The sequence below is a fragment of the Undibacterium paludis genome (genome assembly GCF_022568815.1).
GTDB lineage: Bacteria > Pseudomonadota > Gammaproteobacteria > Burkholderiales > Burkholderiaceae_D > Undibacterium.
On sequence record NZ_JAKZHX010000001.1, the window covers coordinates 691,395 to 706,037 of the forward strand.

At 54.8% G+C, this 14,643-nt stretch carries 11 protein-coding genes; 5 read left to right on the forward strand and 6 right to left on the reverse strand.

The window, feature by feature from the left end; genetic code table 11:
- Positions 1-37: 37 nt before the first annotated feature.
- Positions 38-1,459, reverse strand: a complete 1,422-nt coding sequence (locus LZ463_RS03095; protein ID WP_241453736.1) for a metallophosphoesterase — start codon at positions 1,457-1,459, stop codon at positions 38-40.
- A gap of 443 nt (positions 1,460-1,902) precedes the next feature.
- Here LZ463_RS03095 and LZ463_RS03100 point away from each other — a divergent pair, with 443 nt between their 5' ends.
- Both LZ463_RS03100 and LZ463_RS03105 read left to right on the forward strand, forming a co-directional pair.
- Positions 1,903-3,594 carry an ABC transporter substrate-binding protein gene (locus tag LZ463_RS03100; RefSeq protein ID WP_241454283.1) on the forward strand — a complete coding sequence of 564 codons (1,692 nt, stop codon included), beginning with the start codon at positions 1,903-1,905 and terminating at the stop codon, positions 3,592-3,594.
- Between the two features lie 8 nt (positions 3,595-3,602).
- On the forward strand, positions 3,603-5,870 hold the full coding sequence (locus LZ463_RS03105) for an ATP-binding protein (protein ID WP_241453738.1): 2,268 nt from the start codon (positions 3,603-3,605) through the stop codon (positions 5,868-5,870).
- Positions 5,871-5,882: 12 nt separating this feature from the next.
- Here LZ463_RS03105 and LZ463_RS03110 read toward each other — a convergent pair whose 3' ends face one another.
- The 5 genes from LZ463_RS03110 to LZ463_RS03130 all read right to left on the reverse strand — a co-directional run bounded on the left by LZ463_RS03110 (position 5,883) and on the right by LZ463_RS03130 (position 10,695).
- A complete protein-coding gene (locus LZ463_RS03110) occupies positions 5,883-7,319 on the reverse strand; it encodes a metallophosphoesterase family protein (RefSeq protein WP_241453739.1) in 1,437 nt (478 codons plus the stop codon).
- A 36-nt stretch (positions 7,320-7,355) separates the two neighbouring features.
- The gene (locus LZ463_RS03115) at positions 7,356-8,543 is read right to left on the reverse strand and encodes a serine hydrolase domain-containing protein (RefSeq protein ID WP_241453742.1); all 1,188 of its coding nucleotides are present in this window, start codon (positions 8,541-8,543) and stop codon (positions 7,356-7,358) included.
- Positions 8,544-8,638: 95 nt separating this feature from the next.
- Complete coding sequence (locus LZ463_RS03120) at positions 8,639-8,959, reverse strand: AzlD domain-containing protein (protein WP_241454284.1); 321 nt, start codon at positions 8,957-8,959, stop codon at positions 8,639-8,641.
- An 8-nt stretch (positions 8,960-8,967) separates the two neighbouring features.
- The gene (locus LZ463_RS03125; RefSeq protein WP_241453744.1) at positions 8,968-9,693 is read right to left on the reverse strand and encodes an AzlC family ABC transporter permease; all 726 of its coding nucleotides are present in this window, start codon (positions 9,691-9,693) and stop codon (positions 8,968-8,970) included.
- A gap of 174 nt (positions 9,694-9,867) precedes the next feature.
- A complete protein-coding gene (locus LZ463_RS03130; RefSeq protein WP_241453746.1) occupies positions 9,868-10,695 on the reverse strand; it encodes an AraC family transcriptional regulator in 828 nt (275 codons plus the stop codon).
- Between the two features lie 362 nt (positions 10,696-11,057).
- On the opposite strand from LZ463_RS03130, the gene LZ463_RS03135 reads away from it, so the two are divergent.
- The 3 genes from LZ463_RS03135 to LZ463_RS03145 are packed head-to-tail and all read left to right on the forward strand — an operon-like array spanning position 11,058 to position 14,634.
- Positions 11,058-12,647 (forward strand): ABC transporter ATP-binding protein, encoded by a 1,590-nt coding sequence (locus LZ463_RS03135; protein ID WP_241453747.1) that lies wholly within the window; start codon positions 11,058-11,060, stop codon positions 12,645-12,647.
- Positions 12,640-13,707 carry an ABC transporter permease gene (locus tag LZ463_RS03140; RefSeq protein WP_241453749.1) on the forward strand — a complete coding sequence of 356 codons (1,068 nt, stop codon included), beginning with the start codon at positions 12,640-12,642 and terminating at the stop codon, positions 13,705-13,707. The genes LZ463_RS03135 and LZ463_RS03140 overlap by 8 nt, the downstream gene beginning before the upstream one ends.
- A 6-nt stretch (positions 13,708-13,713) precedes the next feature.
- A complete protein-coding gene (locus LZ463_RS03145) occupies positions 13,714-14,634 on the forward strand; it encodes an ABC transporter permease (protein WP_241453750.1) in 921 nt (306 codons plus the stop codon).
- Positions 14,635-14,643 lie beyond the last annotated feature (9 nt).

Consider the following 14,643-nt stretch of genomic DNA (forward strand, 5'->3'; position numbering starts at 1 on the left):
GGCGTCCCTGCACAAATCTCATGAACAAGACAACCCATCAATGCGCAAAATCCTTGCATATATTTTTCTTGTCCTGCACCTGACATTGCGTCATCAATTTGCCCTGCTTGTTCCAGGCCTGAATTTTCCAGCCCTGCTCATCACGTTCCAGGAGAGTGAAACCCACTTCATTTGAATTACTGAAGAAATCAGTATGGGCGCCCGGATAGGGTGTCGCACCTGCCGCCAGCGGTGTCGGTATCGCCATGTCCAGAGAAGACCCGCCGTTACCAGACACAAACTGTACAGGATGATTACTGCTGAAAGTCAGCGCTTCAAACAGATGTACATGGCCGGCAAGGGCCACCTGTATACCTGCGGGGAACAGGCGACTGGCATTGAGGTCCTGCATCACTCCCTGCATGGCTGGGTTGCCGGGCCGCACATCGAGGCCGCCACTTTTTTTCTTCTCTGCCGCCAGCCCCAGAACCGGATGATGGCTCAGGAAGATATTAAAATCAGCCCCCTCACTCAACTGATTCACCAGCCCGAATTGCTTCTTATAGATCTGATAAGCCTGCTCGTCTTTTGCCAGGGCCTTGCCTGGCGCTTTGGATGAATCGAAGACCAGCAGTTGCGCCTGCCCATCCCCAAGCTTGCCCAGGGGAACCGCATAGGGAGGGCTGTAATCACCAGTCAGGTCGTATTGCTCAAGATTGCAATCCCTGCCCTTTTGCAGAGGGCGCGGGTCCATGAAACGCCACCAGCCCTGGCCGGCACGGGCACAGGATTCATGATTGCCGCGCACGACCACCCAGGGGGCGGCTTTCAGCAATGCTGCAGCCGGTGCAAAAAAGTCAGCCTGCCAGGTGTCCCAGCCATAACCCCAGGGGCTGCCTGCGCATTCCTTGTTACCCTCTGGGCAGGCATTTTCCCTGTAGTGATAATCGCCTACGTGCACCACCAGGTCAGGGTTGAAGCTGGCAGCAGTGTTTGCCATGGTACGAAAAGCCCACTTCTCACTGTCGTTGCAAGACTGAAAATAATCATCGTTCGATTTCAGGCGACAACCGGTGTCACCAATGACCACGATTTTCCTGATGACCGGCTTGGGCACAGGCAGGTCATGACCGTCTATTGATGCCCGTTGTGTAGTTGCATGCAAGGTGGCGTCGCAGGTCAGCACAGGGAATACCGAAGCTTTTGACTTGTCTGCCGGACTGGCAGTCTTACGTTGTGGCATGGTTCCGGCAACAGCCCTCTGTTGCATGATGCTTGCCACGCCATCCTGCAACAGTGACGGGCATACGGTGTCCTCTGTGATCACCCTCGCAACAGTTTGCCCCTGTTCTGTTTTAACCAGCCAGGCAGTCTGTAGTTTCTGCTCTTGCAGCAAGGGTGCGGTGCTGCAGGCAGTAAGCATGGCCAGGCAAGGTAAAACCAATTGTCTTGCAATTGATGACAGGATGTTGAGTCGCATCTTTCCCTCGAAATATCAGCGTTAATCTGGGTGCAAGTATTTGCCAAAGTCGCTCAGGCTAGCGAAGATTCATGTCCGCATGATGAAATCATGGGCTTTCCTCCTTCACCTGCAATCACCCGTTCCGGAAATGAACGCATAAAGGTAAAAAATCTTGAATTCGCTCCCGACGCCAAACATTTTCCAGGCTTTCAAGGTATTGTCTGCGCTGAGCAGGTTGGCAATCGAAAATTGCCATGGGGAATTTTCCACATCTATAATAAGTAAAGCCCCTGTCTGCTACTAAGGCCCATGACACTGTGAGCCTGACTGCCCAGTGTGGTGGCACAAACTGGTGTTCGCTATCGTCCCTGGTTGTTGACCATGTCTGTTCATGGTTTTGGAGCACATTGATGAGCAGCATACGGATTGCAATACGGATTTCAGGCTTGACGCTGTGCTGCATGCTGAGCATGAGTCAGGCCATGGCGGATCAGAAAGCAGCAGAAAAATGGCTGGATCAGGAGTTTGCCATTTCCAGTCTGTCGCGCCCCCGGCAACTGGAAGAAATGGCATGGTTCATTGCTGCTGCCGAACAACTCAAGCGCAAGGGCGTCAGGGAAATCCGGGTGGTATCTGAAATCATCGATACGCATGTCTATGAATCAACGGTGCTGAGCAAGGCCTTCGAGGACATCACAGGCATCAAGGTGATCCATGAAACCATGCCAGAAGGCGAGCTCGTCGACCGCCTGCAAAAAGCCATCTACACTGACAACAGCAACTACGATGGGTGGATATCCGATTCTGACCTGATAGGCACACATTACCGCTATGGTGTGATAGAGCCCTTGTCAGATTACATGAAGGGCGCCGGCAAGGAGTACACCAATCCAGGCCTGGATATCAAGGACTTCATCGGCACCAGTTTCACCACCGCGCCGGACGGCAAGCTCTACCAGTTGCCTGACCAGCAGTTTGCCAACCTGTACTGGTTCCGCGCTGACCTGTTTGCCCGCAAGGACTTGCAGGAGCGTTTCAGGCAAAAATATGGCTATGAACTTGGCGTACCGCAAAACTGGTCTGCCTATGAGGACATAGCCGAATTCTTTAGCCTTGATGTCAAGTCCATCGATGGCAAACCCATCTACGGGCATATGGATTACGGCAAGCGCGATCCTTCACTCGGCTGGCGTTTTACTGACGCCTGGCTGTCAATGGCCGGTGCGGCAGACCGTGGCATACCAAATGGCCTGCCAGTGGATGAATGGGGTATACGGGTATCCAGCGACAAATGCACGGCCGTTGGCGCCAGCGTTGCCAGGGGTGGCGCAACCAATTCGCCTGCCGCCGTGTATGCGCTGACCAAATACCTGGAATGGCTGAACAAATACGCACCGCCACAGGCCAGGCAACTGAACTTCAGCGAAGCCGGTCCGGTACCGGCGCAAGGGCAGATTGCCCAGCAGATTTTCTGGTATACGGCATTCACGTCATCGATGATCAAACCAGAACTCAAGGTCATGAACCCCGATGGCACACCGAAGTGGCGCATGGCGCCCTCCCCTCATGGCGCCTACTGGAAAACCGGCATGCAGAATGGTTACCAGGATGTAGGGTCATGGACTTTCTTCAAATCCACACCGCCTGCACGCAAGGCAGCAGCCTGGTTATACGCACAATTTGTCACGGCAAAAACCGTTTCACTGAAAAAATCCATTGTTGGTCTGACCTTCATACGTGAATCAGACATACGACATGAATACTTTACAAAAAATGCGCCGCGCTACGGTGGCCTGATCGAGTTTTACCGCAGCCCGGCCCGCATCGCCTGGACACCAACCGGCAACAATGTACCTGACTATCCCAGACTGGCGAATTTATGGTGGAGCAACATCGCGCCAGCCATACAGGGCGAACTCAGCCCGCAGGCTGCCCTGGACAAGCTGGCTGACCAGATGGATAGCGTGATGGCCGAATTGCAAAGCAAGGGAATGAAAAACTGTGCGCCAAAACTCAATGCGCTGCAAGATCCGTCGAAATACCTGAGTGACAAAGGGGCTCCCTGGAAAAAACTGGCTCAGGAAAAACCGCGCGGCGAAACCATAGACTATGAAAAACTATTGCAGGCCTGGCGCGAAGGCAGGGTGAAATAAAGACAGCCATGGCAGCCGACAAAGATAAAAAGAGCATGTTTTTTCGCAGAAATATGAGTCTGCTGGCAGTCACTTTGCTAATCGTATTGGCGATACTGGCGCAATCCTACTGGAGCGTGCAGCAAGACAAGGCACTGACCCTGCAGGCAGAAAGCAATAATGCCCATGTCGCCGTGCGCCTGCTCGAAGAGCATGTTACCCAGACCATGCAGGACGGTGTACAGAAACTCGATGCCATCGCTGCAGCCGTGGCATCCTTCACCCATGACACTGCGGCTATCCACAGCCTGCTGGCATCGTATGATATCCAGGACAACCGCTATATCAAATCCTTACGCTATGTAGACCTGCAAGGCAATAGCTGGGTCAGCTCACCGGACTTTCCGGCGCACCAGATGCGTGTCGCAGATCGTGAAGACATACGCTTTTTGCTCAAGCACCCGGAACACAGGGAAGTCGTCATCGGCAACCCTTATGAAAGTCGCTACGACAGTCAGTTGGTACTGCCCATTGCCCGCAATATTTTCGACAAGAATGGCAAGCAGCTGGCCATGATCAGTACCGACATACGGATCGCCTATTTTGCTGACCTGTATGCCAACGTGGCGAAAGAAAACAATGCCATGCTGGCCCTGATCGCCAATGCAGGCTTCATCATCGTCCGCTCTCCTTTCGAAGCACGCTATGTGAACCGCGACATCAGCAAGGAAGCAGCTACCCGCAATCTGGAAAAACTCGACAATGAAGGCAGTTTTTCTGACCCGTCCTGGCTCGATGATGAAGTCGAACGACTGTATGTCTATCGCAAGGTGAACGGTTTCCCACTGACCGTGGTATATGGTCGTGACTATGAAAGCATGCTGGAACCATGGCAGCAGCGTCTGCAAACCAGGCTGGTGTTCACCCTGGCAGTCATCATATTTTTATTGTCCGTCATGGGCTTGCTGGCGATACAGGTACACAAGTTACGGGTTTCAGAAGCAACACTGAGAAATGCCGAATACAAGTTCTCTGAAATCTTTGAGCGTTCGCCATTGCCACTGTCTCTGGTGAATTTAAACACCCGCAAGATCGATGCGGTCAATGATGCCTGGATCAAACTGTTCGGTTACCGGCGTGAAGAAATACTGACAGACACTATCAATTATCAAAAAAAATTCTGGGCAGATAAAGAACAGTTAAAGCGATTCACCAACATGCTGCGTTCAGAATCGCAGGTAGATCTTTTCCAGGCCACGCTGATACATGCCGACGGTTCGCACAGAATTTGCCTGTTATCTTCGCGCACTTACCTGGCAGACGGTGAAGAGCGCTATATCATTACGCCGCAGGACGTTACCCGTCAGCTCGCCGCCGAACAGGATTTGCTGTTGCTCAATGCCTCTCTGGAAGAAAGGGTCGCCAGACGTACAGAGAACCTGGAACGCTCCAACGCCGACCTGGCGGCAGCGCTTGACTCCCTGCAAATGATGCAGGGAGAACTGATAAGACAAGAGAAACTGGCTTCGCTGGGTTCGCTGGTGGCAGGTGTCGCGCATGAACTCAATACGCCCATCGGCAACAGCGTCACCGTGGCCAGTACCTTGCAGGATGAAGCCCTGCGCCTGCAGGACGAAACCCGGCAGGGCATGATCAAGCGCAGCTCCTTCAATACCTTCCTCGATAATATCGTCTTCGGTTCGGATGTATTGATGCGCTCCCTGATACGCGCATCAGAATTGATACGCAGTTTCAAGCATGTTGCCGTCGATCAGTCCAGCGACATGCGCAGGGATTTTGACTTGCGCCAGGCCCTGGAAGAGATTTTGCTGACCAATTCTTCCCTGTATACCAAGACACCGTATGAAATGAAGACTGATTTGCAGGAAGGTATCAGCATGAACAGCTTTCCCGGCGCACTGGGTCAGATCATAGGCAACTTCGTGACGAATGCGATCAGGCATGGTTTTGAAGACCGGCAAACAGGTATCATGTGTTTAAGCTGTCACCTGATTGATGCGCAACATGTGGAAATACAATTCAGTGATGATGGCCGTGGCATCGCTGCCGAACATCTGGGTAAAGTGTTTGACCCTTTTTTCACCACCAAATTTGGCCAGGGAGGATCTGGCCTTGGTATGAATATCGCCTACAACCTGGTGACCACGGTACTCGGCGGCAAAATTCATTTATCCAGTGATGGTGGGCAGGGTAGTTGCTTCACCATGGTGCTGCCGCTGACAGCTCCAGAGACAGAAGCGAGCCAGGTCGGCAGCCATCTGGCTACCCACTCCTGACTCACCACTGGTTTATTTTGCAGCGGGCTTGCATTCCGTCTTCTTGCCATCTGTACGGCATTCTTCAATCATCTTGCCGTGCTTGTTCCATGCCTGGAATTTCCAGCCCGGTTGTTCGCGCTCTATGGTCATGAAGCCAACATCATTTGAATTGCTGAAGTGATCCAGCCTGGCCTCGTTGTAAGGTGTGGAATTGGCTGCCAGCGGTACTGGCAAAGGGGCGTCCAGCGAAGAGCCGCCGTTGCCCGAAACAAATTGCACTGGCTGGTCGGTGCTGAAAGTCAGCGCTTCAAACAAGTGCACATGACCGGCCAGGGTGGCCTGCACTTTGGCGGGAAATAACCGCGTACCGTTCAGGCCCTGCATGATGTCCTGCATGGGCAGGCTGCCCTGGTAGATTTTCAGGTCGCCATCCTTCTTGCGTTCCACCGCAAAGCCCAGTACCGGATGATGGCTGATGAAGAGGTTGAAGTCGGCTGCATCTGCCAGTTTGTTGACTGTCTTGAATTGTTCTGTATAAACCTGGTAGGCGGTATCTGTTTTGGCAAATGCCTTGATAGGCATTTTTGCGGAATCAAATATGATCAATTGTGCATGCTCGCCACCGATGCGGCCCAGCGGCACAGCATAGGGATCACTATAATCGCCAGTCATATCATTCTGCTCTTGCGCACAGTCACGCCCTTTTTGCAAAGGCCTGGGGTCCATCAGACGCCACCAGCCCTGACCGGCTCGCACACAGGTTTCATGATTGCCACGCACCACCACCCATGGCGCAGCTTGCAGCAAAGCACTTGCCGGTGAAAAAAAATCGGCTTGCCAGGTATCCCAGCCATAACCCCAGGGACTGCCTGCACATTCCTTGTTACCTGCGGGGCAGGCATTTTCGCGGTAATGATAATCACCGACATGCACAACCAGGTCAGGCTTGAAGCGCGCTGCAGTCTGCACCATTTCACGGAAAGCCCATTTTTCACTGTCATTGCAGGACTGGAAATAATCATCATTCGATTTCAGGCGGCAGCCGGTATCACCGATCACGATGATTTTTTGCGCCACCGGTTTTGGCAAGGGCAAATCGCGCCCGGCTATGCGGGCAGTCTTGACTGTCGCTGGCAGTGGTGCTTCACAGGTCAGTACAGGAAAAGCCGAAGGCTTGCTGTCTTCGGACTTGCTGGCTGTCTTGCGCAAGGCCAGGGTTTCCATCGGTGCACGTGTAGCCATGGTTTGCAGCATGCCATCCTGCACCAGTGTCGGGCAAACGGTATCCGTCGTAACAGCGCGGGCAATCGCCTGCCCCTGCTCACCGAGCACAACCCAGGCGGCCTGCAGCTTGTCGGCTTCTTCATTCTTCACCTGTACACTGGTACAGGCTGTCAATGCCGCCAATACACTGATGCAAGAAGCACCAAGTAGGGTACGCCGTATTTGCGCTGTCTTGAAACTCATGCTGCTCTCCTCATATTCATCACAATTATCTGCTTATCACACTGCGGCGCGATGGCCTACCGCCTCATAGGCCAACCGCTTGAAGTCGAAAGAAAACGGGTGCCAGAAGCTCATCAGCCTTTGCGTCATCAGAACACCGGCAATATGATGGCGCGGTGATATCCACCAGTGGGTACCGGCAATGCCACCCCATTCAAATTCACCAGCCGCCGCCGGCGGGTCGATGGAAGAAGGCTGCAAAGTGACAGCGCCACCCAGTCCAAAACCCTTGCCCGGTACGGCGCCCACACCGGGAAATGCGATACCGGTACCTGACGGCAAATGGTTTTGCATCATCAACCTGATCGTGTCCGGCCTCAACAAGGTGTCGCCATCCGGCATGAGGCTGCGCATCAGAGCCAGCATGTCCTGCATGCTCGACACCAGGCCACCACCACCGGACAGACGGGCGACCGGCGTCACAAAGGCGCCGGGGTACGGTGATTTGTCAAGCTTGCGCAAACCACGCTGCAAGATGTTTTGCGGATCAGCGCCGGAATAATACGATGCGAGCAGTTCACGCTTGTGTTCAGGCACGACAAACCCGGTGTCATGCATGGCCAGAGGATTGAGTATGCGCATTTGCAGGAAACGGTCAAAGCTCATGCCGCTGACCACTTCGACCAGTCTGGCCAGCACATCGGTGGCAATCGAATATTCCCAGGCTGTACCAGGATGAAAACTCAGCGGCAGCCCGGCCAGGACATCCATCATGTCTGCCAGGCTGCTGAAGGCATTCATCACCCGTCTTTCATTATAGGCCTTGTACATCAGCGTACCGTGGTCAAGCAGACCATAACTGAGGCCGGAGCTGTGATTGAGCAATTGCCGTATCGTGATAGGGGAACGGGCTGCTTCGGTATCGTCTATGCTGGCAGCACCTGGCCTGAGCACCCTGCGGTTTGCCAGTTGTGGCAAAAACTCTTCAGCTGGCTGATCCAGTTCCAGCTTGCCATCTTCCATCAGCAGCAGTACTGCCATGGATGTAATCAGCTTGGTATTGGAAAACACGCGAAACAGATGATCATCGCGCATCGGCGTCCGGCTTTCACGGTCTGCCCAACCTGTGCAATGGCTGTGCACCAGTTCGCGCCCGACCAGGACGGCGGTGGACACACCGGACAGGATTTCCCTGTCCACATATTTTTGCATGGCGGCGTTGACGGCGCTGAAATCGTAAGTCATGTCCTGCAGTCTGGAAAAATCAAAACCCACATATTACTACGCAGACAGCACGTCACCACCGCAGTCAGAGCAAGTTCTTGTAACACAAGATGTCGTCAACTCAATACAAATTGCCAGAAAAAAAAGACAACCAGGCCAGTGATAATGGTCAGCAACTGATGCCGGGTCACTGCACAAAGCAAGGCAGCCACGCTGGCCGCCACCAGCTGAGGGTTATGCCAGCTCAGTTCCAGCCCTTTACCATGCGGTGACAGTATCATCGGCACGATGATTGCGGTCAGCACCGTGACCGGTACAAAGTCGAGTGCCTTCTTCACATTGACAGAGAACGCCACGCGGTCACCCAGGATAAAGATCAGGGCCTTCACCAGAAAGGTGATAACAGCCATGCCAAGAATGGTCATTGTTATATCCATGGTCGTATTCATGCCTGCTCCAGCCTGACTTGTTTGTCGCCAAGAAATGGCGAGGCCAGCATGCCGACAGTGACACCACTGGCAATGGCGATCAGCAAACCCAGTTTATAGGGCAGGTCCTGCAACAGGTACGCCGCACCACCCGCCACAATCGCGGCAAACAAATGTGGCCGCTTGAACAACTGCGGCACCACAATGGCGATAAAGGTCGCCACCATCGCAAAGTCCAGGCCCAGCGTCTGCAACTTGGGGAAGATCGCACCAAACAGCAGGCCCACCAGGGTCCAGGCTTGCCAGTTGATATACATGGACAGGCCGGAACCAAGGAAATACCAGTGCCCCTGTGCAGCCTGCGGATGGTCACGGTAATAGCGGTCGACCACGGCAAAGGTCTCGTCAGTCAGTAAAAACCCCAAACCCCAGCGCCAGCGACGTGGTAAATGACGCACATGCGGCATCAGGGCGGCGGCATACAGCATGTGGCGCAGGTTGACGATGAAAGTCGCCAGCCAGATCACCAGCATGCCGGTGTGGCTGGCGATAAGACCGGTGGCAATGAACTGACTGGAGCCGGCAAACACTGCCAGTGACATTAACTGCCCCTGCCAGAGTTGCATTTGTGCCGTGGCAACTAGCGCGCCAAAGATCATGCCAAAGGGTGCAGCACCGACCAGCATGGGGACGGTATCACGGATACCGGCAGTAAAACTTGTCAATCGGGAAGTGGTGGGCATGGCTGTATCCAGGTATCAATATGCTTGAACTGGAATCTTGCACGGCAAAACCGGATTGCGCTTGTACAATCTTGCGCTAATACGGGTATCAACTCGGCAAACACCGCGTTAAATCAACTGCTTGTGGCCCTGAATATTGCCCGAATGTTGCGCTAAATCGAACAATGTCAGGATTTACAGCCGCCAGCGACCCGGGGCAACACCAAAAGCCCGCTTGAAGTGGCGATTGAAATGGCTTTGATCGGCAAAACCTGTCATTGTGGCAATCTCGGTTACCGACAGGTTTTGTCGTAACAGGCTTTGCGCCCGATTCAGTCTCAACTGATTGCGCCAGGCATGCGGCGGCATGCCCGTGGTACGCGAAAACAGGCGTGCCGCATAAAAAGGGGATAAACCTACCTGTTGCGCCAGTTCGGACAGACTCAGGGCCTCGCTCAGGTTTTCACTGAGTCTGGCTTTCATCAGCTCCACTCTGGCGGCATCTGGCAACACCGTCTGTGTCACGGGACGGTTACGGGCATAGCGCGACAATAACAGGGCAAAACCAGCCGTCAGGGCATTTTCTGCCGCCAGCGGGTCATTGCCGACTTCGAGCATGCGGTGCGCCAGTGCCAGTTGCGCGGCGACCTCGGCATCTTCTATCACACCATCAGGTAACCAGGGCACGCCGACAGGTGTCCCAGCCATGTCAGACGCCAGTTGCTGCATCCAGTCAACAGAGGGATAAAAGGCCCGGTAAGCCCAGCCGTGATCTGTCGCACGCTCACCGGTATGCACCTCGCCAGGGTTGATGGCGGCGATGCAACCGACTGAGGCCAGGCAACGTGTTCCGCGATAGCGATAAGTCTGCGCACCGGACTGGATGACGGGAATGGAAAACCCCTCATGCCAGTGCGGCGCAAATTCCTGGGCAAAATACTCTGCCGTCAACAGCTCGGCATCTGGCAGCAGAGGGCTGCGCCAGAAACGGGCATCATCACGAAAATTGGCAGGTCCGGGCATGGTGGCAAGAGTGCTGTCAGGTTCAGTCTATTGTATATGCTGTTCCGGCATGCTGCTGCCCGTACTGCCTGGACTGCCAAGCCTGTTGCCTGGTAACAAGCTGTTGTCTTCACAGAAAACCCTGATGCTGGAAAACAACGTCAATGACTATGCATGAAAAATTTAAATGATTTCGTTTAAATTTTCCCACGCATGGGCAAAACACCTGATTCACAAATGCGGCGGGGATGTTGAATTTGTGCTGTTCAAGCACACTGAGCCACTTATAATGTCAGGCAAATGTCCAACATGTCGCTGGCGTGATGTGCGCATGCTGGCTAACTCCCTACTCTTGAATCTCTTCGTCAGATGGAAAGCTCAACGTGAATTCTGCCGCTTCACCTGTATTGCCCCGCCTGGAATTGAGCAATATCAGCAAACGCTATCCTTCCGTGATAGCCAACGACGGTGTCAATCTGCAAGTGGCCCCTGGTGAAATCCACGCAGTGCTTGGTGAAAATGGCGCCGGCAAATCCACCCTGATGAAAATCATTTTTGGTGCCGTCAAACCTGACTCGGGTACGGTGCGCTGGAATGGCCAGGAAGTCAAAGTGGCCAATCCACAAGATGCGCGCAAGCTCGGCATTGCCATGGTATTCCAGCATTTCTCCCTGTTTGATACCCTGACCGTCACCGAGAACATCGCCCTGGGCCTGGGGCAAGACGTCAACATGCTGGAACTGGCAGAGCAAATCGCCCGCACCGGTGACAACTATGGGCTGGAACTGGAACCGCACCGCCATGTGCACACCCTGTCTGTGGGTGAGCGACAGCGTGTGGAAATCGTCCGTGCCCTGCTGACCAGGCCGCAATTGCTGATCCTTGATGAGCCGACTTCCGTGCTGACGCCGCAGGCTGTACAAAAACTGTTTGTCACCCTGCGCAAGATTGCCGATGAAGGCTGCAGCATACTGTATATCAGCCACAAGCTTGATGAAATCCGCGAACTCTGCCATAGCGCTACCGTGATGCGGGCAGGCAAGGTCACCGGTCATTGCGATCCGGCGCAGGAATCCGCCGCCAGCCTGTCACGCCTGATGATAGGCGAGGACTTGCCGCCTTCAAGCTATACCGAACCCGTCACACTCGGTGAATCACGCCTGCAGATCAGGCAATTAAGCCTGCCAAAAGCGCATGCCTTTGCCACTGCACTGGAAGACATACAACTGGAATTGTTTGGCGGCGAAATCGTCGGCATTGCCGGGGTATCGGGCAATGGCCAGCAAGAACTGCTGGCGGCCCTGTCCGGTGAAGACAGGCGCGCTGCTCCGCAGATGATACAGCTCAAAGGTAAACCTGTCGGCAATCGCGGTCCTGAAACCAGGCGCAGCCTGGGCCAGAGCCTGGTACCGGAAGAACGGCTGGGGCGCGGCGCCGTACCGGAACTAAGCCTGACTGACAACATGCTGCTGTCGCACCAGCACCAGCCCTTTGTGCGCACAGGCATGATCAATTTCCGCCATACCATACAGGCAGCAGCAGACATCATCAGCCGCTTCAAGGTCAAGGCTGGCGGGCCGGCAGCACTGGCGCGCAGCCTGTCAGGCGGCAATCTGCAAAAGTTTATCGTCGGCCGCGAAATCACACGCAGACCTGACGTCTTCATCGTCGCCCAGCCTACCTGGGGCGTGGATGTCGGGGCGGCAGCGCAAATCCATGAAGAAATACGTGCATTGAAACAGGCCGGTTGCGCGGTACTGGTTATTTCAGAAGAACTTGATGAATTATTTGAATTGTGTGATCGCATGCATGTCATTGCCAAGGGCCGTCTGTCACCCTCCATTGCAACGGCCAGCGCCACCAGGGAAAAAATAGGAATGTGGATGAGCGGCCTGTGGGAAGAATGGACAACAGCAGAAACCGTATCGCTGGGCAGGACACCCCGCCGTCGTGAAAGGGGTAACCATGCTTAAGCTGGAATTGCGCGCAGCCAGTTCGCGCAGCATGGCGTATTTTTCACCTGTGCTGGCACTGTTGCTGACCATATTCTTCGGCGCCCTGCTGTTCACGGCGCTGGGTAAAAACCCTTTGACCGGCTTGCAGGTCTTCCTGATCGAACCGGTACGCAGCAAGGCCGCCATTGCAGAACTGTTGCTCAAGACGACACCGCTGGTTTTATGCGCCCTGGGTTTGTCCGTCTGTTACCGCGCCAATGTCTGGAACATAGGCGCCGAGGGGCAGCTGATAGCCGGTGGCCTGGCGGCAGGCAGCACCATCCTGTATTTTGATAATGGCACACCCGGCTTGTCGGGCGGGATGGTGCTGATACTGGCGACTTGCGCCGGTGTCATCGGCGGTGCACTGTGGGCATCGATTACTGCCCTGCTGCGCGATCGCTTCAATGCCAATGAAATCCTGGTGTCGCTGATGCTGACTTATATCGCACAATTGCTGCTGATGTATGCGGTGAATGGCCCGTTGAAAGACCCGAATGGCATGAACTTCCCGCAGTCCAAGGTGTTTTCCAGTGACTACCTGTTGCCGCACCTGTTCCAGGGCAGCCGCATTCATGCCGGTTTTATCGTCATGCTGGTCGCCAGCGCCCTGATGGCGGTGTTTGTGTACCGCAGCTTTGCCGGTTACCGCTTGACAGTAGGCGGGCTGGCGCCGCTGGCGGCGCGCTATGCCGGTTTTTCCAGCCGCCGCGCCTTGTGGACTTCGTTGCTGATCTCCGGCGGCTTTGCCGGTATGGCTGGCGCGTTTGAAGTCGCAGGCCCCATAGGCCAGGTGCTGCCTTCCATTTCACCCGGTTATGGTTTTGCCGCCATCATTGTCGCCTTCATTGGTCGCTTGAATCCCATAGGCACCATCTTTGGCGGTCTGGTGCTGTCGCTGTTTTATCTTGGCGGTGAAATGGCGCAATCACGGCTGGGCCTGCCGTCTGCCATCACCGGCCTGTTCCAGGGCATGCTGCTGTTCTTGCTGCTGGCTTGCGATACCCTGATCAATTACCGCCTTCGTTGGCAGAAATAAGCGACTATGGAAAATTTTGCTGCGCTGATCGCCGCTTCCATCAACTCCGGCACGCCACTGCTGATTGCCGCGTTGGGCCTGTTGATCAATGAACGTGCAGGTGTGCTCAATCTTGGTGCCGAAGGCATGATGCTGGTGGCCGCCATCGTCGGTTTTGCCGTTGCCCATCAAACCCATTCACCGTGGCTGGGTTTTGCCGCCGGCGCCGTTGCCGGCATGCTGATGGCAAGTCTGTTTGCCTGGCTGGCGCTGGTGCTGGCCACCAACCAGGTAGCTACCGGCCTGGCCTTGTCTATCTTTGGCGGTGGTCTTTCCGCCTTCATCGGCCAGTCTTTTGTCGGACAGTCGCTGCCTGCCGGTGGCCATGGCATACCGTTGCTGGAAGATATCCCTTTTCTCGGCAAAGCCTTGTTTGACCAGCACCTGGCTGTGTATTTCAGCCTGCTGCTGTGTGGCGGCATCATCTGGTTTTTGTACCGCAGCCGCGCCGGTCTGGTCCTGCGCGCCATCGGCGAATCGCCGGAATCAGCCCATGCGCTCGGGTATCCGGTACGCAGGATACGTTATCTGTCACTGTTGTTCAGCGGTGCCTGCTGCGGCATCGCCGGTGCTTATCTATCCGTCGTCTATACGCCGATGTGGGTGGAAGGCCTGGTGGCAGGACGTGGCTGGATTGCCCTGGCGCTGACCACCTTTGCCACCTGGCGTCCGGCACGGGTCTTGCTGGGTTCCCTGCTATTTGGCAGCGTGACGATTTTGCAGTTCCATTTCCAGGCGATAGGCATAGCGATACCTTCACAGATACTGTCCATGCTGCCTTACCTGGCAACCATCGTCGTCCTGGTACTGATTTCACGGAACCCGGACTGGATACGCCTGAACATGCCGGCCTCGCTGGGCAAGCCTTTCCGCCCGGGTTCTGCATGAGCCTGCATA

What these genes read in the sequence shown, in the direction of transcription:
- LZ463_RS03125 (WP_241453744.1), bottom strand. Translation starts at nt 9,693, where the DNA reads ATGCCCACCACTTCCCGATTGACAAGTTTTACTGCCGGTATCCGTGAT.
- LZ463_RS03100 (WP_241454283.1), top strand. Translation starts at nt 1,903, where the DNA reads ATGCTGAGCATGAGTCAGGCCATGGCGGATCAGAAAGCAGCAGAAAAA.
- LZ463_RS03105 (WP_241453738.1), top strand. Translation starts at nt 3,603, where the DNA reads ATGGCAGCCGACAAAGATAAAAAGAGCATGTTTTTTCGCAGAAATATG.
- LZ463_RS03115 (WP_241453742.1), bottom strand. Translation starts at nt 8,543, where the DNA reads ATGACTTACGATTTCAGCGCCGTCAACGCCGCCATGCAAAAATATGTG.
- LZ463_RS03095 (WP_241453736.1), bottom strand. Translation starts at nt 1,459, where the DNA reads ATGCGACTCAACATCCTGTCATCAATTGCAAGACAATTGGTTTTACCT.
- LZ463_RS03145 (WP_241453750.1), top strand. Translation starts at nt 13,714, where the DNA reads ATGGAAAATTTTGCTGCGCTGATCGCCGCTTCCATCAACTCCGGCACG.
- LZ463_RS03110 (WP_241453739.1), bottom strand. Translation starts at nt 7,319, where the DNA reads ATGAGTTTCAAGACAGCGCAAATACGGCGTACCCTACTTGGTGCTTCT.
- LZ463_RS03130 (WP_241453746.1), bottom strand. Translation starts at nt 10,695, where the DNA reads ATGCCCGGACCTGCCAATTTTCGTGATGATGCCCGTTTCTGGCGCAGC.
- LZ463_RS03120 (WP_241454284.1), bottom strand. Translation starts at nt 8,959, where the DNA reads ATGGATATAACAATGACCATTCTTGGCATGGCTGTTATCACCTTTCTG.
- LZ463_RS03140 (WP_241453749.1), top strand. Translation starts at nt 12,640, where the DNA reads ATGCTTAAGCTGGAATTGCGCGCAGCCAGTTCGCGCAGCATGGCGTAT.